This window comes from Streptomyces sp. MBT65, from assembly GCF_016612545.1.
Classification (GTDB): Bacteria; Actinomycetota; Actinomycetes; order Streptomycetales; family Streptomycetaceae; genus Streptomyces.
In genome coordinates this window covers 1-26,451 of the sequence record NZ_JAENRY010000126.1, presented here as the reverse complement: position 1 = coordinate 26,451, position 26,451 = coordinate 1, and the positions used below count along the sequence as shown (strand labels likewise).

At 68.4% G+C, this 26,451-nt stretch carries 15 protein-coding genes and 1 pseudogene; 7 read left to right on the top strand and 9 right to left on the bottom strand.

All coding sequences use genetic code 11. The features are described from left to right. A pseudogene (locus JHN63_RS27005) lies at positions 1-196 on the bottom strand (hypothetical protein); the annotation flags it as partial. A gap of 195 nt (positions 197-391) precedes the next feature. Further along, the gene (locus JHN63_RS27000) at positions 392-1,585 is read right to left on the bottom strand and encodes an RtcB family protein (protein ID WP_200685321.1); all 1,194 of its coding nucleotides are present in this window, start codon (positions 1,583-1,585) and stop codon (positions 392-394) included. Between the two features lie 219 nt (positions 1,586-1,804). Here JHN63_RS27000 and JHN63_RS26995 point away from each other — a divergent pair, with 219 nt between their 5' ends. The 3 genes from JHN63_RS26995 to JHN63_RS26985 all read left to right on the top strand — a co-directional run bounded on the left by JHN63_RS26995 (position 1,805) and on the right by JHN63_RS26985 (position 5,169). Further along, on the top strand, positions 1,805-2,629 hold the full coding sequence (locus tag JHN63_RS26995) for a DUF3558 domain-containing protein (RefSeq protein ID WP_200685319.1): 825 nt from the start codon (positions 1,805-1,807) through the stop codon (positions 2,627-2,629). Between the two features lie 133 nt (positions 2,630-2,762). Next, the gene (locus JHN63_RS26990) at positions 2,763-3,632 is read left to right on the top strand and encodes a DUF3558 domain-containing protein (RefSeq protein ID WP_374222950.1); all 870 of its coding nucleotides are present in this window, start codon (positions 2,763-2,765) and stop codon (positions 3,630-3,632) included. Between the two features lie 193 nt (positions 3,633-3,825). After that, on the top strand, positions 3,826-5,169 hold the full coding sequence (locus JHN63_RS26985; protein ID WP_200685323.1) for a DUF2637 domain-containing protein: 1,344 nt from the start codon (positions 3,826-3,828) through the stop codon (positions 5,167-5,169). Between the two features lie 95 nt (positions 5,170-5,264). Here the strand turns inward: JHN63_RS26985 and lysS are convergent, their stop codons facing one another. Continuing rightward, positions 5,265-7,007, bottom strand: a complete 1,743-nt coding sequence (gene lysS, locus JHN63_RS26980) for a lysine--tRNA ligase (protein WP_200685315.1) — start codon at positions 7,005-7,007, stop codon at positions 5,265-5,267. Positions 7,008-7,242: 235 nt separating this feature from the next. Between lysS and argS the strand changes: the two genes are divergently transcribed. After that, positions 7,243-9,012 (top strand): arginine--tRNA ligase, encoded by a 1,770-nt coding sequence (argS, locus tag JHN63_RS26975; RefSeq protein WP_200685313.1) that lies wholly within the window; start codon positions 7,243-7,245, stop codon positions 9,010-9,012. A 38-nt stretch (positions 9,013-9,050) separates the two neighbouring features. On the opposite strand, the gene JHN63_RS26970 is transcribed toward argS, so the two are convergent. Together JHN63_RS26970 and JHN63_RS26965 are read right to left on the bottom strand one after the other, a co-directional pair. After that, positions 9,051-9,500 carry a peptidoglycan-binding protein gene (locus JHN63_RS26970; protein WP_200685311.1) on the bottom strand — a complete coding sequence of 150 codons (450 nt, stop codon included), beginning with the start codon at positions 9,498-9,500 and terminating at the stop codon, positions 9,051-9,053. Positions 9,501-9,605: 105 nt separating this feature from the next. Further along, on the bottom strand, positions 9,606-10,058 hold the full coding sequence (locus JHN63_RS26965; protein WP_200685309.1) for a peptidoglycan-binding protein: 453 nt from the start codon (positions 10,056-10,058) through the stop codon (positions 9,606-9,608). 284 nt (positions 10,059-10,342) lie between these two features. Here JHN63_RS26965 and JHN63_RS26960 point away from each other — a divergent pair, with 284 nt between their 5' ends. Both JHN63_RS26960 and JHN63_RS26955 read left to right on the top strand, forming a co-directional pair. Further along, on the top strand, positions 10,343-11,188 hold the full coding sequence (locus tag JHN63_RS26960; RefSeq protein WP_200685307.1) for a peptidoglycan-binding protein: 846 nt from the start codon (positions 10,343-10,345) through the stop codon (positions 11,186-11,188). Further along, positions 11,185-11,994: an XRE family transcriptional regulator gene (locus JHN63_RS26955; protein ID WP_200685297.1), complete on the top strand. Its 810-nt coding sequence runs from the start codon at positions 11,185-11,187 to the stop codon at positions 11,992-11,994. Before JHN63_RS26960 ends, JHN63_RS26955 begins: the two co-directional genes overlap by 4 nt. 141 nt (positions 11,995-12,135) lie before the next feature. On the opposite strand, the gene JHN63_RS26950 is transcribed toward JHN63_RS26955, so the two are convergent. From JHN63_RS26950 to JHN63_RS26935, 4 genes are read right to left on the bottom strand one after another with little or no spacing between them, the layout of a single operon-like run. Next, positions 12,136-12,489, bottom strand: coding sequence for a hypothetical protein (locus JHN63_RS26950; RefSeq protein ID WP_200685295.1), 354 nt, complete (start codon positions 12,487-12,489; stop codon positions 12,136-12,138). Continuing rightward, entirely contained in the window at positions 12,479-19,336 is a 6,858-nt protein-coding gene (locus JHN63_RS26945) for a polymorphic toxin-type HINT domain-containing protein (protein WP_234477756.1), read from the bottom strand. The genes JHN63_RS26950 and JHN63_RS26945 overlap by 11 nt, the downstream gene beginning before the upstream one ends. Positions 19,337-19,368: 32 nt before the next feature. Next, on the bottom strand, positions 19,369-23,040 hold the full coding sequence (locus tag JHN63_RS26940) for a LamG-like jellyroll fold domain-containing protein (RefSeq protein ID WP_200685293.1): 3,672 nt from the start codon (positions 23,038-23,040) through the stop codon (positions 19,369-19,371). Positions 23,041-23,072: 32 nt separating this feature from the next. Further along, positions 23,073-24,482 (bottom strand): integrin alpha, encoded by a 1,410-nt coding sequence (locus JHN63_RS26935; protein ID WP_307781991.1) that lies wholly within the window; start codon positions 24,480-24,482, stop codon positions 23,073-23,075. Positions 24,483-24,873: 391 nt separating this feature from the next. On the opposite strand from JHN63_RS26935, the gene JHN63_RS26930 reads away from it, so the two are divergent. After that, positions 24,874-26,451: glycosyltransferase family A protein (locus JHN63_RS26930; protein WP_200685289.1), on the top strand; the 1,578-nt coding region annotated here is incomplete at its 3' end.

Sequence of the window (26,451 nt, the reverse complement as noted above, 5' to 3'; positions counted from 1 at the left end):
CGTCCAACGGCAACAGCGAGGCGCCGGGCGTGAAGGCGGCCTTCCCGACCCCCACCTTCAGCCCGCCCACCGCCTTCCCGGCAGCCCGCGCGACCCCGGCCCCACCGACCACGGTCGCCCCGAGCGCGGTCACCGCCCCCGCGGCCACGACGGCCCGCCGGCTCAACTCGCCCTGATTCCGGTACGACTCCATCATGTGCTGTCCTCCGAGACGCTGCGGGTGGGATGGGCTTAACACCCGCGCAGCATCACAGCGAAATTCGGGGCCAGCAATGAGAACCGCACGCAAACAATGCTTTCACGAATTGAGCATGCATTTGACGTGCGGCGGCTGCGGAAATCCACAGCAATAGGCCTCGAATTCACAGCGATCTCAGAAGGATTTCAGAGCTCAACCCTTCACGCACACGACCTGCTTCAGCTTCGCCACGACCTCCACGAGGTCCCGCTGCTGATCGATGACCTGCTCGATCGGCTTGTACGCGCCCGGGATCTCGTCCACGACACCGGAGTCCTTACGGCACTCCACGCCCCGTGTCTGCTCCTCCAGGTCCTTCGTCGTGAAGCGGCGCTTGGCCGCGTTACGGCTCATACGCCGACCGGCCCCGTGCGACGCGGAGTTGAAGGACTTCTCGTTGCCGAGGCCCTTCACGATGTACGAACCGGTGCCCATCGAACCCGGGATGATCCCGAACTCGCCGGAGCCGGCGCGGATCGCTCCCTTACGGGTGACCAGCAGGTCCATTCCCTCGTACCGCTCCTCGCTCACGTAGTTGTGATGGCACGAGATCTCCTGCTCGAAGGTCGGCTTCGCCTTCTTGAACTCCTTGCGGACCACGTCCTTCAGGAGCGCCATCATGATCGTGCGGTTGTACTTCGCGTACTCCTGCGCCCAGAAAAGGTCGTTGCGGTACGCCGCCATCTGCGGGGTGTCCGCGATGAAGACGGCGAGGTCGCGGTCGACCAGGCCCTGGTTGTGCGGGAGCTTCTGGGCGGTGCCGATGTGGTGCTCGGCCAGCTCCTTGCCGATGTTGCGGGATCCGGAGTGGAGCATGAGCCAGACCGAACCGTCGCCGTCGATGCAAATTTCCGTGAAGTGGTTGCCGCTTCCGAGCGTTCCCATCTGCTTCTGCGCACGCTCATGACGGAATTTGACCGATTCGGCAACCCCCTCGAACCGCCGCCAGAACTCGTCCCACCCCGCCGTAGCAAACCCATACATCAGCCCGGGGTCGACAGGACTGTCATGCATCCCCCGCCCCACCGGAATCGCCTGCTCGATCTTCGACCGCAGCCGCGACAGATCGCCGGGAAGATCGTTCGCCGTGAGTGACGTCTTCACCGCCGACATACCGCAGCCGATGTCGACCCCCACCGCCGCGGGGCACACCGCACCCTGCATCGCGATGACGGAACCGACCGTCGCGCCCTTCCCGTAGTGGACGTCCGGCATGACCGCCAGGCCCTTGATCCACGGCAGGGTCGCCACGTTGCGGAGCTGCTGGAGCGCCCCCTCCTCGACCGACGCCGGGTCGGTCCACATGCGGATCGGTACCTTCGCGCCCTGTATCTCTACATACGACATTTCGTCCTCATTCCCCCGGAAAACAACAGAAGTCTAAAATCGCAAAACCGACGCCAAGGTCAACGAAAGGGATACCGGACCGGCATTCACGGCTGTGCGTGCGATACACATTGTCTCCAGGGGGTCCCCCGGTGCGGCAAGCGATTAACCGGCGGGGACACTGGCAGGACCCTTGATCATCGTCCAGGGTCCTTGATCGTCGTCGAGAGGAGCCCGACCGTGCAGCGGAAGGCCTACGTACCCGGCACCGCCGCGCTCCTGGTGGCGCTGCTGGCGGGCTGCACGAGCGGCTCGGCCGACAGCGGTACGACGGACGACGCGAACCCGGGCGAGGCCGGTACGGCGACGGCGGTGGCCCAGCCGGGCAAGTACCGCACGCTCCCGGAACCCTGCGGCGCGGTCGGCCACGGCACGCTGGACACCCTGCTCCCCGGCATCACGCAGATCGCGGACACGGACCAGCGCGACACGGCGTACGCGGGCGACGCGACGCTGACGTTCGACACGGACCGCAAGGTGGGCTGCCGTTGGAAGGTCGAGTCCACGGACGCGACCGACCATCTGCTGGTCGACTTCGAGCGGGTGGTGTCGTACGACAACGCGGTGAGCGACGCCGCCGAGGCGCAGACCCTCTTCGCGACGAAGGAGACGGCGGCGGATCTGCCGGAGCCGACGGCGAGCGCCACGGCGTCGGACTCCGCGACGCCCACCGCCTCCGCCACCCCCTCGTCCTCCGCGTCCGCGTCCGCCTCCACGTCCGCGTCCGGCTCGGCCTCCGCCTCGGTCACCGCCTCCCCCACCGGTCTCGAACCCCGCGCGCTCTCCGATCTCGGCGACGAGGCGTTCCTCGACGACGCGTTGAGCAGTTCGGGTTCAACGGCCCAGCAGCGCACGGTGACTGTGGTGTTCCGCACGTCCAACGTGATCGTGACCATCGAGTACGAGGAGCAGCCGGCGACGGTCGGTGTCGTGCCGGACAGCCAGAAGATGCAGGACAGGGCGCGGAAACTGGCCGCGCAGCTGGCCGACGTGCTCAACGGTTAGGGCCTCGGCGGACACCGTTCGCGGGATCGCGCAAAGCCCGTGAACGGAAACCGCACAGGTGACTCACCGCGTACCGTGGCCCCTCGGACCCGATCCGACGGCAGGAACCACGAGCGTCATGAGTGAAGGAACCATGCATCAACCAGCACAGCGAGACCTCAGCGACCACCGGCGAGCGAAGCGACTCCACCGCGTCCTTGTCTGCGCGGCCGCGGTCCCGGTGATGCTGATCGCGGCCGGCTGCTCCTCCGACTCCGGTTCGGACGACGGCGCGGGCAAGGACACCTCGGGCGTCGGCGCGACGACCTCCGCCGACGCGACCGCCGCGCCGACGGTGCAGGCTGCGGCGTACCGGAAGCTGCCCGAGCCGTGTGCGGTGCTGTCGGCGAAGACGTTGACCGAGCTGGTGCCGAAGGGCGCCAAGTCGGGCAAGGAGGGCACCTCCAGCGACACGGCGTCGCGCGGCAGTTGCTCCTGGACGAGCCTGGACAACAACGGCGTCAAGGGCTCGCAGTTCCGCTGGCTGAACGTGTCGTTGCTGCGGTTCGACTCCTCGCAGACGCAGGGCGAGGGCGACCAGCTGGCGCGGGAGTACTACAAGAAGCAGGTGCAGGAGGCGCAGTCCGTCACCGGCGCGAAGAACGCGAAGTCGGAGCCGGTCGCGGGTGCGGGCGCCGAGGCGACGGCGGTGCGCTACGACCTGAAGAAGAAGGAAGGCGCCTTCAAGCAGCAGACGGTGGTGGCGCGGGTCGAGAACGTGGTCGTCACGATCGACTACAACGGCGCGGGTCTCGCGGGCGAGAAGGCGCCGAACGCGGACACGCTGACGAAGGCGGCGGAGAAGGCCGTGAAGGAGGCCGTGGCGGCGGTGACGTCGGCCAACGGCACGGGCGCGGACACCGGCACGGGCACCGGCGCGAGCTCGGCCCCGAAGTCCCCCTCCGCCTCCCCTTCCAAGACCGCCTCCGTCTCTCCCTCACCCTCGGCCACCAAGAAGAGCTGACCGTCACATCACAAACACGTTCCGGCCTCAACTCGCAGGTCAATGAAGCGTTTTGACGGAGCCCGGCCCTTTCCCGGGCCGGGCTCCTGACAGACCGGCACCCAGGACGCCGCACACATGTGCCACCCTGTTGCGCGCAACAACATGTAAGGGGAGGGGAGTCCGGGTGTCCGCGCCCATTCAGCTCACACGTATGCACCGGGTGCTCATCGGCGTGGTGGTCTCCGGTGCGGTCGTCATCGCCGGTATCGGCTTCGCCGGTTCGTACGCCGCCGTACGCGAACTCGCCCTGAAGAAGGGCTTCGGCAACTTCGCTTACGTCTTCCCGATCGGCATCGACGCGGGTATCTGCGTCCTGCTCGCCCTCGACCTGCTCCTGACCTGGATCAGGATCCCCTTCCCGCTGCTGCGCCAGACGGCGTGGCTGCTGACGGTCGCGACGATCGCGTTCAACGGCGCCGCCGCCTGGCCGGACCCGCTCGGGGTCGGCATGCACGCGGTGATCCCGATCCTGTTCGTGGTCTCCGTCGAGGCGGCCCGGCACGCGATCGGCCGGATCGCCGACATCACGGCCGACAAGCACATGGAGGGCGTCCGCCTCACCCGCTGGCTGCTCTCCCCCATTCCGACCTTCCTCCTCTGGCGCCGGATGAAGCTGTGGGAGCTGCGCTCCTACGAGCAGGTCATCAAGCTGGAGCAGGACCGGCTCGTCTACCAGGCCCGCCTCCACTCCCGCTTCGGCCGCGCCTGGCGCCGCAAGGCTCCGGTGGAGTCGATGATGCCGCTGCGTCTGGCCCGCTACGGCGTCCCGCTCGCGGAGACGGCCCCCTCGGGCCTGGCCGCGGCGGGCATCGAGCCCGTACTGCTGCCCCCCGCCCCGCAGTTGGAGGCGGCCCGCGAGCCGGAACCCGCGGTCCAGCAGGTTCCGGCGCCGGCCCGGGAACAGTTGCCCGCCGCCGAGGCGAACCGGGCCCCCGAGCCACCGCAGCAGCAGGCCGAGCCGCAGAACCCGTGGCTGCACTCGCGCGACCCGCAGGCGGTCGCCTACCAGGGCGGCTACGACCCGACGTACGAGCCGGAGCCCGTGTATGCCGGTTACTACGAGGAGGAGCCGCAGGGCGAGCAGTTCCAGCAGTTCCAGCAGTACGAGGAGGAGCAGCAGCAGTTCGAGCGGCAACGGCGGTTCGAGCAGCAGCAGTTCCAGGAGCAACAGCAGTTCCCGCAACAGCAGCAGCGGTACGAGGAGCAGCCTCCGGAGCCGGAGCCCTCTCCGGAGGACACCGGCACGTTCCCGATCCCGGCGGGCCCGGGGCGTACCCGTGAGCTGGGCGCGGGCGGCGGCACCGAGCCGTCCGAGGACGACTACTACCTCATCTTCAAGAAGTCGATAGACGGCAGCTACCCGACCGGGGGCCAGTTCCGGGGTGACGTGGAGGCCACGTACGGCATCCTGCTCCCGCAGCGCGAGGCCGACCGCATGGCGACCCGCTTCACCAACCGCCACACGGCGGAACTCCAGGAAGACCACATCGCATAGGCAGGTCCGTGCAGCAGGATCGCGGATCTCCTACGACGACGGGGGCGCCCGGTGCCATCGAGCACCGGGCGCCCCCGTCGTCGTAGAACCGGGTCCTACTCCCCCAGCAGCCGCCGTACCCGCTCCTGGCCCACCGCGAGGAGCAGCGTGGGCAGGCGCGGGCCGGTGTCGCGGCTGACGAGGAGGTGGTAGAGGAGGGCGAAGAAGGTCCGCTGGGCGGTCTTGATCTCCGGCGGGAGTTCCTTGGCGGTCGCGTCGGCGGAGAAGCCGGCCTGGACCTTGGGGACGCCGTAGACGAGGTGGCTGAGGCCGTCCAGGGACCAGTGGTCGGCGAGGCCGTCGCGCAGGAGTCGTAGGGACTGCTGGGAGGGCTCGTCGAGGGACTTGAGGAGTTCGGTGTCGGGTTCGTCGCGCACGATGGTCCGCTGGTCGGCGGGGACGTGCGCGTTGATCCAGGCCTCGGCCTTGTCGAGCCGGGGGCGGACCTCGTCGAGGGTGGACAGGGGGTCACTGGGGTCGAGTTCGCTGAGGATGCGCAGGGTCTGGTCCTCGGCTCCGGCGGTGATGTCGGCGACGGACGCGAGGGTCCGGTACGGCATCGGGCGGGGCGTACGGGGCAGTTCACCCTCGGCGGTACGCACGGCACGCGCGTGCGCGGCGAGGTCGGCGGGCAGGGCGGACCCCTCCGCGACCTTCGCGTCCAGCTTGTCCCACTCGTCGTAGAGGCGCTGGATCTCCTGGTCGAAGGCGATCTTGAAGGACTGGTTGGGGCGGCGGCGGGCGTAGAGCCAGCGCAGGAGCTGCGGTTCCATGATCTGGAGCGCGTCGGCCGGGGTGGGGACCCCGCCCTTGCTGCTGGACATCTTGGCCATGCCGCTGATGCCGACGAAGGCGTACATGGGCCCGATGGGCCGCTCGCCGCCGAAGATCCCGACGATCTGGCCGCCGACCTGGAAGGACGAGCCCGGAGACGAGTGGTCGACACCGCTCGGCTCGAAGATGACGCCCTCGTAGGCCCAGCGCATGGGCCAGTCGACCTTCCACACCAGCTTGCCGCGGTTGAACTCACTCAGCAGGACGGTCTCGGTGAAGCCGTCCTCGGTGCACACGTACGTCAGCTCGGTGGTGTCGTCGTCGTACGCCGTGACGGTGGTGAGGTCCTTGCCGCAGGCGCCGCAGAAGGGCTTGTACGGGAAGTAGCCGGCGGAACCGGAGCTGCCGTCGTCCTCCTCGGCCGCGCCGGAGCCGGCCTCGGCTTCGAGCTCGGCGGCGTCGACGGCCTTCTGCTGCTGCTTCTTGGCCGGGGCCTTCTTGGTGCGGTACTGCTCCAGGATCGCGTCGATGTCACCGCGGTGCTTCATGGCGTGCAGGATCTGCTCGCGGTAGACCCCGGAGGTGTACTGCGCGGTCTGGCTGATCCCGTCGAACTCCACGCCCAGCTCGGCGAGGGAGGCGACCATGGCGGCCTTGAAGTGCTCGGCCCAGTTGGGATACGCCGATCCGGCCGGGGCGGGCACGGAGGTCAGCGGCTTGCCGATGTGCTCGGCCCAGCTCGCGTCCGTCCCCTCCACCCCGTTCGGCACCTTGCGGTAGCGGTCGTAGTCGTCCCAGGAGATGAGGTGCCGGACCTCGTGCCCGCGGCGGCGGATCTCGTCGGCGACGAGGTGCGGGGTCATGACCTCGCGCAGGTTGCCGAGGTGGATGGGCCCGGAGGGGGACAGTCCGGACGCGACGACGACAGGTTTGCCGGGGGCCCGACGCTCCGACTCCTCGATGACCTCATCCGCGAAACGGGAGACCCAGTCGGTGGTCTCGGTGCTCTGAGCCACGATCGGCACGTCCTCTTTTTCTGACAGTTCTGCACGGGCAGCCGGTACGGTCGCACGACTGACGCTCCCATTGTCCCAGCCGAGCCCACATCCACGAAAACGCCTTTTCCAAGCCCGTGACCGTGAAGTCCGGACCCCACCGGCCCGCACCGGCCTGCACCGGCCCGCACCCGAAAAACTCGCTTTACCCTCCGTGGGATACTGACCGTGTCTACCAAACCCACCAGGAGAACGGCCCCACCCCATGACCTCGGTCACGTCGCTCACCGATCTAGTCCATCAGCGCCTCGCGGACGCTCTCACGGCAACCCTGCCGGAGGCTGACGCGGACCCTCTGCTGCGACGGAGCGACCGTGCCGACTTCCAGGCGAACGGCATCCTCGCCCTCGCGAAGAAGGCCAAGGCGAACCCCCGGGAGCTGGCGACGCGGGTCGTGGCGAGCGTGGTCACAGGTGATCTGGTCAAGGACATCGAGGTCTCCGGCCCCGGCTTCCTGAACATCACGATCACCGACAAGGCGATCACCGAGAACCTGGCCGCGCGCTACGCCGACGACACGGATCGTCTCGGCGTGCCCCTCGCGGCGCACCCCGGCACGACGGTCATCGACTACGCGCAGCCGAACGTGGCGAAGGAGATGCACGTCGGCCACCTCCGCTCCGCGGTGATCGGCGACGCCCTCGTCCAACTCCTGGAGTTCACCGGCGAGTCGGTGGTCCGGCGGCACCACATCGGCGACTGGGGAACGCAGTTCGGCATGCTGATCCAGTATCTGGACGAGCACCCGGGCGAGTTGGACCACGCCGACGCGGACATCACCGGCGAGGAGGCGATGTCGAACCTCGACCGCCTCTACAAGGCCGCGCGCAAACTCTTCGACTCCGACGAGGAGTTCAAGACGCGGGCCCGGCGCCGGGTGGTCGACCTCCAGGCGGGCGAGCCCAAGACCCTCGCCGCGTGGCAGAAGTTCGTCGACGAGTCGAAGATCTACTTCTTCTCGGTCTTCGACAAGCTGGACATGGAGATCCGGGACGCGGACATCGTCGGCGAGTCGGGTTACAACGACATGCTGGACGAGACCTGCCGGCTCCTGGAGGAGTCCGGCGTCGCGACGATCTCGAACGGCGCGCTGTGCGTGTTCTTCGACGAGATCAAGGGTCCGGACGGCAACCCGACCCCGCTGATCGTCCGGAAGTCCGACGGCGGCTACGGCTACGCGGCCACCGACCTGTCCGCGATCAGGGACCGTGTCTTCAACCTGAAGGCGACGAACCTCCTGTACGTGGTGGACGTCCGCCAGTCCCTGCACTTCAAGATGGTCTTCGAGACCGCGAAGCGGGCCGGCTGGCTCAACGACGACGTCACGGCGTACCAGTTGGCGTTCGGCACGATCCTCGGCAAGGACGGCAAGCCGTTCAAGACGCGTGAGGGTGTGTCGGTGAAGCTGGAGGACCTCCTCGACGAGGCGGTCCAGCGGGCGACCGCGGTCGTCCGGGACAAGGCCGAGAAGGTGGGCCTGACCGAGCGGGAGATCGTCGACAACGGCCGGGACGTGGGCATCGGCGCGGTGAAGTACGCCGACCTGTCGACGTCCGCCGTGCGGGACTACAAGTTCGACCTGGACCAGATGGTCTCGCTGAGCGGCGACACGTCGGTGTACCTCCAGTACGCCTACGCCCGTATCCAGTCGATCCTCCGCAAGGCCGGCGAGGCCCGCCCCGCGGCCCACCCGGAGCTCGAACTGGCCCCGGCGGAGCGGGCGTTGGGCCTGCACCTGGACCAGTTCGGCGAGGTGGTCGCGGAGGCGGCCAAGGAGTACGCCCCGCACAAGCTGACGGCGTACCTGTACCAACTGGCGTCCACGCTCACGACGTTCTACGACCAGTGCCACGTGCTGTCGCCCGACAACGCGCCGGAGGTCGTCGAGAACCGCCTGTTCCTGGTGGACCTGACGGCTCGGACCTTGCAGCGGGGGATGGCACTGCTGGGCATCAGGACGCCCGAGCGCCTCTGAGACCCGTACCGGCCCGTGTCGGGCCGTGTCGGGCCGGATCAGCAGCCGGTGGAGTTGAAGTCCGAGAACGCCACCTTGGTCAGCGGTCCCGCGTTCCCGTCGACGACGAGGCCGTAGCCGAAGAGGTTCAGGTAGCGCTGGAGCGGAGCGATCGTGTTGGTCGTGGGGTCTCCGTCGGCGGGGCCGGTGCGGAGGCCCAGGTCGTTGAACATGGTCTGCGCCGCCCGCCAGCTCTCGGTGCCGAGAATCCCGTTGATCGGGCCGGGGTCGTAGCCGTTGTCGCGCAGCCGGCACTGCCAGTTCTTCGCCCGTTCCGTACTCAGGCCGAGGTTGTTCGACAGGATGCCGGCGGTCTGCGCGCTCACCGCCGACCTGGCGGCCGGCTGGGATGCCGCGAAGCTCGTGCCCGCGGTCGCCAGGCTTCCCACGGAGAGCGCCACGACCGCGGTGACGCCCACCAGGGTCCGGGCCAGAAGGTTCGATCGCATGCGTGTGCCTTTCGAGTCGTTGTTCCGACTGTCGCGGCCGCGGCCCGTCCTCCTCCCCCTGGAAGAGAACGGGCCGCGGTGCGTGTGCGATGACTTCGGGCCGGATCAGCAGCCGTACTCGTTGAAGTCCCAGAACGCGGCCCGGGTCAGTGTCCCGGCCTGCCCGTCGACGCTGAGGCCGTAGCCCCAGAGGTTCAGGTAGCGCTGGAGCGCCCTGATCGTGTTGGGTCCGGGGTCTCCGTCGACGGTGCCGGCGCCGAGGCCCTGGGCGTTGAAGAAGCGCTGCGCCGCCTTCCAGCTGTTGGTGCCCAGGTCCCCGTCGATCGTGCCGGGGCTGTAGCCGTTGTCGCGCAGCCAGCACTGCCAGTTCTTGGCCCGCGCCGTGTTGAGGCCGAAGTTCTCCGACGCCAGGGCGCTCGCGGACTGCGCGCTCACCGCCGACTTGGCGGCCGTCTGGGACGCCGCGAAACTCGTGCCCGCGGTCGCCAGGCTTCCTACCGCGAGACCCACGACGGCGGTGACGCCGACCAGGGTCCGGGCCAGAACGTTCGATCGCATTCGGGTGCCTTTCGAGTCGTTGTTCGGACTGACGACACGAGACTGCGCGGCAGCCGGCCGGGCCGGCCACAGTTGCCCCGAAGGTGACGACCTCGCGGGACGTCCCCTCCCCGGGCCTGCGGGGACGCGGTCAGCCGGGACGGCACGGCGGGACGGCTGGGACGCACGGTGGCCGGTTCCCGACCCGCACGGGAACCGTTGGCCACAGCACTTCGTGCACAATGCGACGGAGAACAGGGGCCGTTGACCGCGGACGCCCTGAACTGAACGCGAGTGGGGGACACATGTCGCGTTGGAAGAAGCTGCCCGCCGAACTCGACCCGCGCGTACGGCAGTTGGTGATCCGGTTACGCCGGCTGAAGGACCACAGCGGGCTGAGCTTCCGTCAGCTCGCGGCGAAGACGGGGTACAGCCCGAAGTCCTGGGAGCGCTATCTGGGCGGCCGGACCCTGCCGCCCCGAGAGGCCGTCGAGGCCCTGGCCCGGATCGCGGGCGACGAGGATCCGACCCGCCTGCTCGCGCTGCACGAGGTCGCGGCGGAGGGTTGGGCAACGCCCCGGCAGTCACCAGACCACCTGGCCGCCGACCCGGCGCCCGAATCCGAACCCGAGCCCGAACCCGGCATGGAACTCCTCTCGGCCGGACCCGAGAGGCCGACCCCTCCCGGACGCTCCCTCCTCATCGCCCTCGTCGCGGGCGCGGTGACCCTGGTGCTGGCCGTCTCCTCGGCGGTACTCATCACCGCACGGATCATGAACGACGGCAGCGACGACAACCCGAACGGCACCGACACCGGCAGCGCCACGGCCGCCACCGCTCCCCTCGCGGCCCCGGCCGCCCCCTCGACCGCGCCGCCGAGACTGTCGTACACCTGCCGTCTGAAGCGGGTGGGCGGGCTCTGGTACGCGGGGAACAGCCGTACCCGGGAGGACACCGTGGCGTACGGCAACAACGGGGTGGAGGTGGCCGAGGCGCAGTGTCTGCTGCGGCGGGCGGGGATCTCGCCGGGCGGGATCGACGGGGACTTCGGTCCGCTGACCTTCGGCGCGGTCAAGGCGTTGCAGAAGCGCGCGGGGCTCCATGTGGACGGGATGGTCGGGCCGCAGACCTGGAAAGCCCTCCGAGGATGAACCAACTGGTCGCCTCCCTGCGGGAGTTGAAGACGCGCACCGGGCTGAGTCTGGCGGGGCTGGCCGCGAAGACGCCGTACAGCAAGTCGTCGTGGGAGCGGTATCTGAACGGCAAGACCCTGCCGCCGAGGGAGGCGGTGGAGGAGCTGTGCCGGCTCGCCGGGGAGCCGGTGGGCCGGTGTGTCGCGCTGTGGGAGATCGCGGAGGCGGAGACGAGCGGCCGCGGCGCGTCGGAGGGGGTGACCGCGCCCCCGCCGCCGCTCCCGCCCGCTCCGGTGCCGGAGGTAGCGGCGTCCCCCGGTCATCGCCGGGGCGTGGCCGCCCTGGCGGTCCTCGGGTCGGTGTGTGCGCTGGCGGGCGGCCTGGTGGTCGCCCTGCTGCTGCTCCCGCACCACCACCCCTCACCCGCGGCTTCGTTCCCGTCCTCGACCGGGTCCGTCAGCGGGCCGCGCTGTCGCGAGGCGACCTGCGAGGGCAGGAGCCCGGTGACCATGCACTGCGGCGCCCAGCCGGACACCCTGCGCACGTACCGGACGGCCACCGGGGCCTATGTGCAGCTGCGGCACAGCGGCGAGTGCGGGACGAGTTGGACGCGGATGTGGGGCGGGCGGATCGGCGACCGTATCGAGATGGATGTGAGCGGCCGGACGAGCCCCGTGCGCGGCGCCCGCGTCCGCACCTCCAAGGAGGCGAACACGTACATCTACACCGTGATGACCGTGACCCGCCCCGGCACCGTGATCCACTCCTGCTTCCGCCCCGCGACGGGCGGCGGGCAGGAATGCTTTGAGGGGCGGGTGCATTGACCCGAGGCTGGCCGGTAGGTCATCGGCCGTGAGCCTTGGAGCGAAAGGAACTCCGTCAAATCGGCTGGAAGCTCCACCGAAAACCATTTCGGTGGAGCTTCCAGAATGCATGGAACAGTACGACAGAAGGACAGAACCGCGCTATTCCAACTTGCCGAGAGTTCCCTGCGCCCCCTCAGTCACGATCGCACGGAACGCCTCGACCATGGCGGCCACTCCACCCTTGGGAACAATCACGAGATCAGAGCACTGAAAGAAGGCGCCATTGCCGTACTCACCAGTGCTCCTCCATCGCTTCATCACCACTTCGATCGCACCGAGAGTCATGAAACTTGCACTCCACCGGGTACCGTCGGGGAGTCGCAACTCGGCATCGACGTCCTCTACCGTTTCCAAACGGTCATCGGCACCGAGCAGAAACAGCGCAGTGAACCCAGACTCCTTGACGACATGATAGATGTCCTCTTCCGCGAGCTCTCGATGATTATTTTCCATAGAGTTGCTTCAGCCTCGCGATCACCTTGGACTCATTCCCCTTGTCCGCTTTGCCGACAATTTGTATGGCACCGTCGACATTCCGGAAGAAGAGCCGCCCACCATTCTGCCCTCGCGCGTAGGTCACGTCAGTACCAGTCAGCGCCTTGCTTCCCTTACCTGGATTCATATTGCCATGGGAGAGCTGTTCAAACAGATGATCCAGGTCTCGTTGCACATCCTGATTCTTCCCTGCCTGCTGCGCCGATTTAGTCAATAGCGAGTCCTCGCCGATAGTGGACGACATCGCCACGCACGGACCGGAATTATGAACCAGGACCGGGGTAGCCCCCGCCACCACATAGTACGTATGCAGCTCACCGACAGTGAGGTTGTGAACCGTCGCCGTCGGCGTCGTCCAGCGCTTCACGGCCGTGATCTGGATGCGTACACCCGAGTCGGTGCTCAGCCACTCACCCGCGTGGAGGTTCGTGGCGTTGATCCACTCGCCCAGTTCCGGGACCCAGAAGGGGTGCTGGTCCGTCGCGGTCACCGATGCAGTCTTCGAGCCCTGTTCGCCGTCGACGTCGATCGTGACCTGGACGAGGTGCTTGAGGCCTACGCCCTTGATCTCGGCGGTGACCGTCTCTGCCTTCGTCTCACCGGTCTCAGGGTCCGTTGAAAGGACCTTGTCGCCGATGTCCACGTCCTCGATCTTCTTGGTGCTGCCGTCGGCCAACACCACCCTTGTCTCCGGCGTGAAGCTGTTGCTCACCTCACAACTAGCGGCCTTCTCGGCCGCTTCCGCCACCTTCTTGCTCTTCTTCCAGTCCTTGAAACCGTCCAAGAGCTTGTTGCCCAGCCCGACGATCCGCTTCCCCAGCGCAATCGCCTTGTCGGCACGGAAGAAATACTTCGCGAACAGCTTGCCGAGCGGGCCGCCGCCGATCAGGGAACCCACCACGTTCGCCGCAGTCGCCCCGCAAGAACCGAGGCTCCCCGTCGTGAAGCAGTCCAGCGCGTCCGTGATCCCCAGCTCGTCGGCGATGATCTTGCCGAGTTCCTTGGCGATGGCGATCGCCTTCTGCTTGGCGGCGTCCTCCTTCTCGCGGGCCTCGTCCGCCTTCGCACTGGCCGGGGTGTAGGTGTCCGTGGAGCCGGTGCCGCTCTGGGTCTTGCTGGACCCGGTGCTGGACGACCCCGGATGCACGTACTGCGTATCCCCGGTGTTCTGGCCGTAGCCGTCGCAGATGTCCTTCGGGCACAGGCCGCTCGGGTCGCTCAGGGTGACCGGGCTGTTGTTCGCGTACGCGTAGCCGTTGATCTGTTGCGGGTCCGTGTAGTCGACGATCGGGTCCGCCGAGATGAAGCGGCCCGTGTCCGCGTCGTACTCGCGCGCGCCCAGGGTGGTCAGGCCCGTGGACGCCTGGATCGTGCCGCCCACGAAGCCCTTGTCGTTCACCCAGCCGGTCGAGGAGGACGACGAAGAGTCCCGCGCGTTGCCGAACGGGTCCGTGCGGCGGCGCGTCGTCGTGCCCGTCTTCGCGTCGACGGCCAGTTCCGCCGTGCCCTGGTGGTCCGAGGCGAGGAAGTGGACGCCGTCCGCCTCCCGCATCGCGATCGTCGTGGCGCCGAAGGAGTAGTACCGGGTGGCCGTGACCTTCGCCGTGGACTTGTCGTAGTGGAGTTCCATACCGGGCAGGTAGAACGTCTTCTCCGTTGGGGCGTCCTGGATCAGCCGCTCACCGTCGGCGTCGTACTTGTACGACGTCACCGTCCCGTCGGCGTTCGTGACCGTCGTCAACTCGCCCTGCTTGTCCCAGGCCAGCGACTGGGTGTCGCCGTCCAGGACGCGCGTCGCCGTGTTGCCCGAAGCGTCGTAGGTGTAGGAGTCCCGGGAGGTGACCTGCGGGGTGGTGGCCGTCGCGTCGGTCTTCGTCGTCACCGACGACACCGTGTGCGGGCCGGAGTCCGTGCCGTTCGGGCCGGAGCCGTCGCCGTACACATAGGAGCGGCTGGACGTCGCCGCGCCGTTCAGACCGTGCCGGGTCTCGCTCTTGCGGTTGCCGAGCGTGTCGTAGCCGTACTCCGTCCAGAAGGGTGAGACACCGCCGACCGTCGCGGCGGACGCCCCCGAGGAGCAGGCCGACTCCGAACTGCCCGTGCCCTTCGCGCCGTTCGGCGTGACCGACGACGTCCAGGTGTCGGTCAGCCGCTGAAGACCGTCGTACGTGAAGCACTCCACGTCGCTCGCGCCGCCGGTCGGCGTGTCCGCGATCGAGAGGACGTTGCCGGCGGCGTCGTACGTGTAGTCGGCGTCGTACGCGACACTCGACGCGCCCTCGACGTCCACCCGCGAGTTGACCACGCGGTCGGTGCCCGCCTCGTAGGTGTTGGTGATCCACGTCTTCTTCGCCGTGGACTCACCTGTGTACAGCTCCAGCCCCTCCAGGTTCGACGTCGGCGAGTACGACGCGTCCGTTACGTAACTCAGGCCTCCGATGGACGAGTTGAGACCCACCGGACGCTGGAGTTCGTCGTAGACGTACCCCAGCGACTCACCGGACAGGTCGGCCGCCGCGGGCAGGCCCTCCCCCTTGACCGAACCGTCGCGGTTGTACTGGGTCGTGTACTCGTAGGTACCGCCGAGCTGCGGCTCGGCCGTCTTCGACAGGAAGTACTTCGTCGAGGTCGGCTTGAAGTCGTTGGTCTCGTCGAGGACCGGATAGGTCACCGAGGAGTAGACCGCGCCGTCCTTGTACGTGTAGACGCCGTACAGCTCGCCCTTGGCGATCGTGTCGTACTTCGTCACCGAGAGCCTGGTGCCGGTCGTCGCCTCGCCCTGCCAGGTCGAGACCGCGCGGCCCAACTCGTCGTAGACCGTGGACGTCTTGTTGCCGTTGACCGTGACCGATGTCTGCCGGTCCAGATCGTCGTACGTGTACGACGACGAGCCCGTGTCGGGGTCGACGGCGCTCTTCTTGCGGCCCAACTGGTCGTATTCGTAGGTCCAGTTGTTGCCCTCGTCGTCCGTGACCCGCTTCAACTGGCCGGCCGCGTTGTAGCCGTACGACGTGGTGACCGCGTCCCCGTCCGTCGGGTACTCGATCTGTGTGGTCGTCCGGTCCCGGCCGTCCGTGACGACCGTCGTCTTCGTGCCGCCGTTCGGCGGGGTCGTCGTGACGCGGTCGCCGCCGTACGCGTACGTCGTCCGGTATTTCTCCAGGCCCCCGACCTTGAAGACCGAGGCCGTGGTGCGGCCCGCGCCGTCGTACTGCGTGACCGTCGTCGCGTCCAGGTCGTCGGGGACCGGATCGAACAGGGCGGAGGACGGGGCACCCGAGGTGTAGTAGGTGTCGTTGACCTGCACCACCCGACCGGAGCCGTCGTAGAGCGTGTCGGCGACCATACGGCCGCCGCCCTCGCCCTGCGTCTGTTCCTGACGGGGTCTCAGATAGCCGTCGTACAGCGACCATTCACTGCCGTACGTCGTCCCGTCGCTCTGGATCTTCTGCGTGTGGACGGCGGTCGTCCCGTCGCTCCCGCGCACCAGGTACTCGTACGTGAGGGAGGGGGTGAAGTTCGACGCCTTGGCGCGGTCCGGGAGCCAGACCGAGACCAGCCGGCCGAGGCCGTCGTAGGCGAGGTCCGTGCGCTTGCCGTTCATGTCGACCTTGGCGCTCGCCAGGCCCCACTGCGGTGCGTACTCGGTCGAGGTGGTCCAGCCGTCGATGTTGGTGACCGTCGACCTGGTGGCCAGGCCGTAGGTGTCCGTGTAGGCGGTGGACGAGGTGTAGGTCGTCGAGGAGGACGCGGTGGTCGCGTCCTTCGCCACCAGTGGGCGGCCGTAGGCGTCGTACGTCATCACGGCTGTCGTCTGGTACGTCGCCGTCGTGCCGCTGTAGGAGGACAGCCGCTTGGTCGTCGTGGTGTCGCCCTTGGTGGGAGCCGCGCCCAGCGTCGTCGAACCGTCGTAGTACGTCAGGTCGTCGGAGATGACGTCCTTGGTGCGGTCGGGGGTCGAGGAGCAGTCGACACCGACCTTCTCCACCCGCGACACGAACCCATACATGTGCAGGCTCGCGCTGTCCGCGTACTCGGTGCGGGTGCACTGGTTGTCGGCGACGCCGACCTCGCCGTCGTCGTCGACCTGGGTCGCGCGACCGGTCACGCCGTCGTACGTCGTCGTCGACTTCGTGTGCCGCCAGCCGCCCACCGCGAGGGCCGTGTACGTATCCGTCGACCCCGTCGACACATAGCGGGACCGGAAGGTGCCCCAGCTCTGCGTCTCGGTCCCGGTCACGTTCGTCCACGGCACCGTCACCGACTTCTCGGTGACCGCGGAGCCGTTGTACGTGATCGTCTCCAGCTCCTGGCCGGCCTTCCAGTCGGTGTCCGCGTAGGAGACGCCGTTGGAGTCGGTGACCGTCGCCGAGCGGGAGTCGCCGTCCTTGTCGACGTCGCCGTCGAGGCCGCGGAAGAAAACGTGCTCGCTCTTGGTGTTGGCGGCGGAGTTGGTGCCGTCGGAGGTGACGACGGTGACCTTGCCGTAGCCGCGCCAGTCGCTCCAGGTGCGGTCCTCGTCCTTGGTGATGCCGTCGGCCGGGTTCTTGCGCCAGCCCGCGTCACCGCCGTAGGTGTACGAGGTGACCTGGTCGGCGGTGCCGCCGGTGAGGTCCGTCTGGACGACCGAGGCGACCACGTACTTGTGGAACCAGTCGACGATGGTGTCCGTGGCGCCCGGCGGGACCCACTTCACCGGGAAGCAGCGCTTGGTGGAGGAGTCCTCGGCCGGGACGTTGCTCGTCGTGCACTGGGTGTCGGCGTAGTTGACGCTGAGCGCGCCGCCCGTCTCGTTCTTCACGCCGGAGAGCCGGAAGCGGTAGAAGGGCTGGAGGTTGTCGCCGGTCGTGTCCACGCGGTTGGCGAGTTGGATGCCGTACAACTCGACGGAGGGCACGGACACATCGGTGCCGACCTTGCCCGTGTGGCCGATCCTGCTCAGCCAGAGGGACTTGGAGCCGTCGCCGTTGTCGGTGAAGAGGTGGGTGAGGCTCCACTCGTCGACCGGGCTGTACGTCGCGTCACCGGTGCGGATCTGCGTGGTGACCTTCGTCAGTTCCTTGCGGGTCCAGAACGTCGGGGAGTTCTGGCCGGGGCACTTCGTGTCGGCCTTGCAGTTCTGGTCCCAGGGGACGTCCGGCCAGTCGGTCGCCGTGGAGTCCGTGAGCGCGCCGGCGGAGCAGTCCGTCAGGTCGCCGATGCAGCGCTCGGCGGTGGTGAAGACGACCTGCGCGGCCGGCTTGGTGGAGTACACCGCGCCCGCGCGCTGACCGTAGTCGATCCGCTTGAGGTAGCCGCCGCGGATGTAGGCCTTGCCGTTCTCCGTGGTCTTCAGGCCCTGCGTGTAGTAGTTCGTCTCGGTGCCGTAGAAGTACGACATGGCGTCACCGTGCGGGTCCACGACGTAGTCGAGGTTCCAGCGCCAGGCCTGGGTGCAGTAGGCGTCGGCGAACGTCGCGTTGTAGCACGGCTCGCCCGAGTCGTCGCCGTAGACCGGAGTGGTCCAGGTGGAGGCCGTCTGCTCGTTGCCGCTCGCGTAGCCGGGCAGTTGGTTGAGGCCGAAGAAGTACTGGGTGCCGTCGCCGGTCGTGATCTTCCAGTACTCGCCGTTGTTGTCGCCGTTGGTGGTGCCGGTCAGGTGCTCGACCTTGGAGTTGTCGTCGGTGCTGATCCGCCACGTGCCGGTCGTGTCGTCCTTGACCAGCCGGCCCGAGGTGCCGCCGGCGAGGGAGATCGTGGCGTTGTCGTACGCCCAGCACTGGTCGCCGTTGGTGTCGTCGTGACCGTCGTCGGCGCAGGCCTTGTAGCTGCGCTCGATGTAACCGGGGTCGTAGGAGAAGCCCTGCCCGATCCATGAACCCTGGTTGTTCGTGGTCGCCGTCTGGCCGTCGATCGACTGGGAGTTGTAGCTCAGGCCGACGGTCGGCTGGAGGCCGCCGGGCACCGGAGGCGTCGTCATCGGGTAGTTCCACGTGAAAGCGCCCGACGAGGTGTCCACCCCCCACTGCGAGGACGCGGCCAGGCTCGTCGCCTTGTAGTCGCCGCCCTCGCCGCCGCTGCTCGCGGTGGCCGCGAGGACGGTGGCGGAGGAGTCGGAGGACGCCTCCAGCAGTTGACTGGAGGGGCCCGAGGTGTCGGCCGCCGCCTGGACCGTCGCCGAGAGCGTCTGCTTCGCCGGGTTGTTGCTGCTCTTCAGGTACGTCGGGGTCGAGCAGGCCTTCTTCTCGGGCGTCGTCAGGACGCACTCGGGATACTGCACGAGCTGGAGGCGTGAGCCGTAGCCGCCGCCGTAGGCGTTCGCGAAGTCCGAGTAGTCCAGGCTGACTTGGGCCGCGCCCTTGGCCGCGCCGCCGTCCGAGCGGGCCACGGTGAACAGGACGCCGTCGACGCCCGCCGCCTCGGTCGCCTTGCGGCCGAGGACCTGGACGCGGACGGAGCCGGCCGCCTTCGGACCACCGGCCGCCTTGGCGGACACCGGCAGCCCCTTGGCCCTGGTCGCCTTCGCGGACAGGGTGACGTCCGCGCTGCCCGCTGCCGGCCAGTGCGTCGTGTCGGCGTTCTCGACCGCCGCCTTCTTCGCCTGGTCGGTCTTCTTGAAGGTCTTGGCGGTGGCGTTCTCGCCCCGGACCGGGTCGTCGAGGTCCGTCTGCGTCTTCGGCTTGGTCAGGCCCGTGTCGGCCGTGGCCACGGGGGCGTACTGCGGGAGCAGACCGATGGACAGCGCCAGTCCGAGGACCAGCGCCGCCCGCCGTCGGCCGCTCCGCCAGGCCGGTCTCGCGGACCGGTACCAGGGAGACTGGGACATCAACTCTCCTAGTTGATCAGGGGAACGGCCGGTCAGGCCGAGGACTCGTCGATGCTGGCGCCGCCCGGCAGCACCGTCACGAGCGACACCAGGGCGGCGTCCAACGGGCCCTGGTACATGCGGACTTCGTCGACGGCGCCGGAGAAGTACTCGCTCGCCGCAGTCCCGGTCAGCGTGCGGCCGACCTGGAGGCTCGTCGTGGAGAAGTCCCAGGTGTTGTCCCAGGAGGCGTCGGCCACCGCGGTGCCGTTGACGTACAGGAGCACGTCTCCGAAGACCGCGTTGTAGACCAGCGCGAAGTGGTCGCCGTCGCCCTGCGAACTCGGCGGGTCGGCATTGTCCAGGAGCGTGGTGGTGACCGGCGTCGCCGAGTCCGCGGAGGTCACCACGAGCTGCCAACGGGCGGCGGCCGCAGCGTACTTGACCTTGATCGCGCTGCCGTTGGCACCGGTCAGCGACAGCACCGTCTCGTCCGCCGTCGGGCTGGCCGAGGCGAGCCGAGCGCGGGCGGTCACGGTGAAGCTGTCCTGTGCGGTGAGCGGTCCGGTCGCCGCGCGGGTGGCGTAGGCGTCGATGCCGTTGAGGGCCAAGTGCCCGTCGCCCCACAGGGGTTCGGCCGGGGGCAGACAGTCCGGGTCCGCCTCGGGGTCGCAGGAGTCGTCGGGTACGTAGAGGGAGGCGCCGCCGCCCAGGGTCAGCCCGGTACCGCCGCCGGTCTCCGGCGAGACGCCACCGGTGGCCGAGTCGAGCTGCCAGTAGGCGAGTTGGTGCGGCTGGATGCCGCCGAGCTCCTGGCCCTCGGTGGGCGGGATGACCCGGTCGTGCAGCTTGACGTCGGCGACGCTGCCCTTGAGTTGGTTGACGTAGCCGTCGAGGGCGAGCTTGCGGCCGATCTGCACACCGCCGGTCGCGCTCCACGTGGTGTGGCGGGCCTGCACGTCGTCGGCGACGAGAACACCGTTGACGTAGAGCATCATCTTTCCGAGTTCGGCGTCGTAGACCCCGATGAGGTGGGTCCAGCTCCCGGCGACGGCGGCCGCACCCGAGACCTTCCAGGAGCCGAGCGACTCCATGTCGCTGACGGGGATGCGGAAGGCCCAGGACGCGTTGTCGACCTCGTAGCCGAGTTCGAATCCGGGCTGGGCGGTGCCGTCCTGGCTGACGACGGTGACGTTCGAGGTGGGCAGCGTGGGCAGCATGACCCAGGCGCTCACGGAGAAGGTCTTGCCGGTGTCGACGCCGGCCGTGCCCGAGTCCAGGTAGGCGTTCTCGGTGCCGTCGAGGGAGGCGGCGGTGTCGGTCGAGCCGAGCGGGCCCACCGCGCCGAAGGTCACGCCGGAACCGGCGGTCGCGTCCGGGGTGTCGCTGCTGCCGGCCGCCTTCGTCGAGCCCTTGGCGTCGCCGAGGGTCCAGCCGGCCACGGGTGCGCGGCCGTCACTGACCAGGAAGATATGGACAGTTGGCGTCTTCTGCGCGTTGCCCGCGCCGTCGACCGCGGTCACGTGCAGGGCGTACGTGCCCTCGCTCGGCGGCATCCAGCGGATGGTCGCCGGACCGCCGGTGGACTCGGCGGCGACCGACTTCTTCGTGGTGTCGGCCTTCGGGCCGGTGAAGTAGTACGAATACGCCGTCACGTCGGTCGACGGGGAGTCCATGGTGAAGTTCCCGTAGTCGCCGACGCCCGCGTGCCAGGCCTCGTCGTCCGGGTACGTGGCCGAGGTGATCGTGGCCGAGGCGGGCTTGCTGGTGTCGTAGATGAACTCGCAGCGGGTCTGGTCACCGTCGGTGGACCAGGCCCCGTACGACTGCTGGTCGTAACCGCGCACCGCCCAGGCGACGGTGGTGTTCGACGGGACGGTGAAGCCCGCCTCGCCGTCGCCCGAGACATCGCTGCCGATGGTGTAGAAGAACGTGGCGACGCCCGTCTGTTCACTCCAACTGGAGTCCACCGTGGTCTTCTTGGCGGTCATCGCGTAGTGCGTGACCGTGTTGCCGGAGCTGTCCGTCCAGGTGACCTTGAACTGGGCCTGCAGAGTCTCCGAGTTGGAGCCGGTGTCGCCGTGGTCGTAGTCCCGGATCACGGCGGAGACGCGCGGCGCGGCGGTGACGTAGTGCTCGGTGGCACTGCCGTACTCGCACGTGCCGCCGGGCTTCATCTGCAGGTCGTCCTGGACCGGCTCCAACGGCGGCCGGTTGTACGTCACTTCGAGGTGCGCGTTGCCGCAGAAGCGGCGCCAGTACGAGGTGTCCGCCTCGCTGCCGGCCTTGAGGCGGAACGTGGTGGTGTCCCAGCCGGCGTTCGCGGCCTTCTGGACGGTGCCCGTCACATCGAAGCGGACGTTCTGGTTGGTCGAGGTGCAGGAGCCCGCCGTCTGCGTGGTCGACTGGGTGCCGATCACCTCCTTGGAGGAGGGCTGGTTCGACCAGTCGGTCGACGCGCTGATCGCGCTCGCGCCCGTGCTGTTGACACGGGCCAGCTGCACATCACGGGCCGAGGAGCTGTAGGTGAAGACCTGTGTCACCGCGAACTCCGCGCTGACGATGTCCTTGTCCTCGAAGCTGCCGGTCGGGACGGCGACGAACTGCCGCTTCACGTCGGAGTTGCTGGAGCAGCGCACCGAGACGTTCGAGGGGCACAGGCCGACGCCCTCGTCGTCGTCGAACTTCCAGAAGGAGTCGCTCGGGGAGTCCGATGACACCATGGTCCAGCTGCTGCGGTTGGCGGTCTTGATCACCGGGTCGATGTAGACCGGGTAGACCGTGTCGTCGCCGGCGAGCAGACCGGCGTCGGGGGTGAGCGTCATCGTGTCGGACGTGACGTCCACGGCGACGTCGGCGACCTGTGCGCCGTCGGGCGGCGTGACCGCCTCGGTGTCGGCACCGGTTCCCGTGGCCGACGGGGACGGGGAGACGGAGGGTTCCGTCGTCGCCGTAGCGCTGGAGTCGACGGTGTCGCTGGAGTCCCACATCAGCGGCTGGGGTGCCTCGAAGACGGCGCCCCCGGCGCCGGGGTCGGTGGCTTCCAGGCCGCCGCCCGCGGTCTCGCTCAGGTCCAACGACGTGGTGTCGAGCGGGAGTTGGAGCTGTTGCAGCTCAGGGTCTGCCGCCGCCTCGGCGTTCTTGACCACGAGCACGTGCGAGAAGCCCTCGGCGCTCGCGGTGACCTTGAGGTCGACTCCGTCCAGGACGTTCTTGTACGTCGCGGTCGAGCCGTCGATCGTCGGCTTCGGGAGTTTCCCGGGCCAGTCGAGGGAGAGCGAACGCCCGTCCTTCTCGATCTCGGCGAACGTCGTGTCACCGCCGCCGGAAAAGGCCATCGCGGACAGCGCGGCCTTCGGGGCGTAGGTCCCGTTCTTCTGCTTGACCAGTGTGGTGTCGATGTCCGTCCAACGGCCGTCGACGCGGGTGCGGACGGGCTGGACGTACTGGGAGGTCGTGAAGGTGCCGTCGGGGTTGGCGACGGTGGTGCTGCGCTCGTCGCGCAGGCTCTGGATCTCGACGGCCTTGCCGGACTTCCTCGCCTTGGTCTGGGCGGCGGTCGGGGAGAGGGACGACGTGTCGCTCGCCTCGGTGCCGCTTGTACCGGCCGCCGCGGTCCGCTCGGCGGCGGGGGCGGGGAGGGCGATCAGGCCCGGGGTCAGCAGGGCCGCGATGGCGGCGGCGATCAGGGGGCGGCGGCGTGCGGGTCTTGTCCGCGTGCTCATTGCGCTGTGCTCTCTTCTCCTCGGTCCTGCGCTCATCGGATCGCCCCGAGTGCCATGCCCGCGTCGGGCAAACCGCCCGCGCCGGGCTGGTAGGTGGTGGTGCCGACGCTCGTGGTGCCGTCGACGTCCGTCCAGCGCGTGACGTAGAGGACGCCCTTCGACGTGGCCGAAGCCTTGCTGTAGGGCACGCCCACATAGAGGTTGGTGTTGCCCGCGCCGAGCGCGATGCCCGTGTAGTCCCGGGCCGTCGCGGTGCCGGGCAGCCCGGAGCCCCGGGTGAGTTCCTTGTCGGCCGCGCCGATGGCCGTGTCGAGCGGCCGGAAGATGTGGACGGCGCCCGCGTCCTTGACCGTGGCCGTGTCCTTGCCGGGCTCGCCGACGGCGAGACGGACATTGGCCGAGACGGTCACGACGGTGGTATCGGTGTTGGCGATCGCCACCCGCTGGCCCATGAAGTCACCGGCGGCGGCGTCGCCCTCGGCATCCGTCGCGTTGCCGTCCGCCGCCGCGATCTGGGTGAACGCGCCGGACGGCTGGACGCGTACGACCAGCATCCCGCCCGCGTCCGCCAGCGTCCCGATGTCCTCGCCCGGCATCCCGATGGCGAGCAGCACGTCCGAGTTGTACGTCTGGTCGCTCGGCCGGTAACCGGTCATGGAGACCGAACTGCCGAAGCCGTCGCCCGCCTCGGCCGTTCCGGTGATCCCGGTGCTGTTCTGGTCGAGGCCCAGAAGTGGCGTGGGCATGCCACTTGAGAGAGTGTGGCTGAAGACCGCCACCCCGCCGGCGAACTCCTCGTCACCGATGGCCTCTCCCGGACTGCCGACCGCGAAGTAGCGGTTGGTCCCGGCCAGCGAGTAGCCGAATTTGTCGTTCGTCTCGACTTCGCCGGGCACCCCCGGATCCTTCTCGCTCACACCGATCGTGGTGCTGCCCTGGGAGTACTCGATGCAACCCGCGTCCCCGTAGGTGGTGCTGCCCACGGTGACGTTCTCACCGGGGACCCCGACGACCAGATACGGCGTGCCACTCGCGTTCGCGCCGGACTTCAAGGCGAAACCGAACCAGTCGTACGCCTCGGTCGAACTGTTCGAGTCGAAACTCGCCTGGGTGTACGCGGTGATCGCGGAACCCGCACCGATACCGGTGGGGGTGCCATGGACGACGTAGATCGCCCCGGCGTCGACAAGATTCACGCCGCTCTTCACGACATCCTCGAACGGCGTTCCCACCACCAGGTCGGTACAGCCGTCACCGTCGACGTCGTACGTGTCGTAGGAGGATCCGAAGCCGTCACCCGCCTCCGGCGTCGCGGACATTCCGGTGGTGGCCTGGGATATCTCGGACACCCCCTTGCCGCCCCCGAGGACCACGCGTACGAGCCCGGCCTTCTGGGCTCCGTTCACCGTGGCGTCCGGGTCCGCGAGCACCGTGTCGGTCACGCCGTCGCCGTTGAAGTCGTTCGATGTCCCCGCCGTGCACGTGGCAGCCACCGCCGGTGGCGATGCCAGTGTCACAACCCCCATAGCGGCCAGGAAAAGACCGGCCAAACCGGCCAGCCCCCCGGCCAAATGCGTACGCGTACGCACACCCCACCCCTCGTTGGCCCTCCGGGTAAGACCAGGTAAGGCCACCCCGTGAATGACGTAAGAGGAGACTAAATACGAGTTAAATAAAGGACGTCAAGGCTATTCGGGAAACTGGCTGCACACAGCAATCACACAGAGTGTGACCATCTTCACCTCTGGCGCGAAAGCCGCACCGCTCACATCTCAAGGCAAGTCTGTAAGCCGACAGTTCACCGAGCCTTCACCGACAGGTAGGGTCGGTGAAATGCCGAGAGTCAAAGTCAGCGTGATCGTTCCGGTGTACAACACCGGGAAATACATCGACGAGTGCGCGCCGTCGCTGCTGGGGCAGAGCCTGCCGGCCGACGAGTACGAGGTCATCTACGTCGACGACGGTTCGACCGACGACACCCTCAGCCGCCTGGAGAAGATCGCCGCCGAGGCTCCGAACGTCCAGGTGCACACCCAGCCCAACTCGGGCTGGCCGGGCGCTCCCCGCAACCTCGGCATGAAGCACGCCAAGGGCGAGTACATCCAGTTCGTCGACCACGACGACACGCTCGGGCCCGAGGCCCTGGAGCGGCTGTACGAGCATGCGAAGCGGAACGACGCGGACGTCGTCCTCGGCAAGATGTCCAGCACGATGGTGCGGCCCCGGCGACTGTTCCGGCACACGGTGGACGCCTGCACGATCGAGAACGACGAGCTGACGCAGAGCATGTCGCCGCACAAGATGTTCCGGCGCGCGTTCATCGAGGAGCACGGGCTGCGATTCCCCGAAGGGCCCTGGATTCTGGAGGATCTCGCCTTCGTCAGCGCCGCCTATCTCAAGGCCGAGCGCATTTCGATTCTCGCCGACTATCCCGTCTATTACTGGATGAAGCGGGACGACGGCGGCAACAACACCCAGCACCGTTTCAACCCACGCCACGGTTTCTGGCCCAACACCCGCACCATCGTCCGCCAGATCAAGGACGGGACACCCGCGTCCGACGACATCGACGCCCTCCAGAACCGCCTCCTCCACCGCCTCTACCACGTGGAGATCCTTTCCCGGACCCGCGAACCCGAGATCCTCCGCGAGGACCCGGCGGAGCAGCGCCAGCGCTTCGAGGCGGCGCGGGAAGTGGCCCTGGAGGAGTTCCCTGCGGCCGTGCGCGAAGGCCTCCCCGCCGTCTCCCGCCTGCGCGCCACGCTGCTCGAAGCCGGTGACTTCGACGGCGCCGTGACGCTCGCCGAACGTATCCGCGAGGTGAAGCCCCACAGCACGATCGGCGACCTGCGCTGGGAGGACGGCCGCCTGGTAGCCGACGTCACGCTGGACCTCCTGCGCGGCGACGGCGAGCCCCTGACCCTCGTCGAACGGGACGGAAAGCAGTACCTGGACCCGGAGTTGCTGGCCGGCGTACCGGGCACGGAGGACGGCTGGGAGGTCCCCGACCCCTTCCGGCTGGCGTACGCGGAACTGGTCGTCAAGGACCGCGACCGCGAGGACTGGTGGTACCCGGAGGGCGACCTGGAGGTACGGCTGAAGTCCCTCGGGGACGGCCGTTCGCAGGTGATCGCCTCCGGGCAACTGTCCCTGGACCCCGAGCGGTTGGCGGGCGGCCGTCCGCTGGAGCGCGGAGTGCACGACGTGTGGGCGTACGTCCAACTGCTGGGCGTGGACCGGATGGTGCGCGTGACCAGCTCCGACAGCACCAACACCCCGGCCGCGACTCCGGCGCTGACCGGCGGCCGCCTCGCGCTGCCGTACTGGACGATCAAGGGCCAGCTCGCCCTCGACATCGACCAGCGCCAGCGCAAGCTCGGCCCCGACACGGCAGCGGTCGCCGCGACCAAC

What these genes read in the sequence shown, in the direction of transcription:
- JHN63_RS27000 (WP_200685321.1), bottom strand. Translation starts at nt 1,585, where the DNA reads ATGTCGTATGTAGAGATACAGGGCGCGAAGGTACCGATCCGCATGTGG.
- JHN63_RS26990 (WP_374222950.1), top strand. Translation starts at nt 2,763, where the DNA reads ATGCATCAACCAGCACAGCGAGACCTCAGCGACCACCGGCGAGCGAAG.
- JHN63_RS26985 (WP_200685323.1), top strand. Translation starts at nt 3,826, where the DNA reads ATGCACCGGGTGCTCATCGGCGTGGTGGTCTCCGGTGCGGTCGTCATC.
- argS (WP_200685313.1), top strand. Translation starts at nt 7,243, where the DNA reads ATGACCTCGGTCACGTCGCTCACCGATCTAGTCCATCAGCGCCTCGCG.
- JHN63_RS26970 (WP_200685311.1), bottom strand. Translation starts at nt 9,500, where the DNA reads ATGCGATCGAACCTTCTGGCCCGGACCCTGGTGGGCGTCACCGCGGTC.
- JHN63_RS26965 (WP_200685309.1), bottom strand. Translation starts at nt 10,058, where the DNA reads ATGCGATCGAACGTTCTGGCCCGGACCCTGGTCGGCGTCACCGCCGTC.
- JHN63_RS26960 (WP_200685307.1), top strand. Translation starts at nt 10,343, where the DNA reads ATGTCGCGTTGGAAGAAGCTGCCCGCCGAACTCGACCCGCGCGTACGG.
- JHN63_RS26955 (WP_200685297.1), top strand. Translation starts at nt 11,185, where the DNA reads ATGAACCAACTGGTCGCCTCCCTGCGGGAGTTGAAGACGCGCACCGGG.
- JHN63_RS26950 (WP_200685295.1), bottom strand. Translation starts at nt 12,489, where the DNA reads ATGGAAAATAATCATCGAGAGCTCGCGGAAGAGGACATCTATCATGTC.
- JHN63_RS26945 (WP_234477756.1), bottom strand. Translation starts at nt 19,336, where the DNA reads ATGTCCCAGTCTCCCTGGTACCGGTCCGCGAGACCGGCCTGGCGGAGC.
- JHN63_RS26940 (WP_200685293.1), bottom strand. Translation starts at nt 23,040, where the DNA reads ATGAGCACGCGGACAAGACCCGCACGCCGCCGCCCCCTGATCGCCGCC.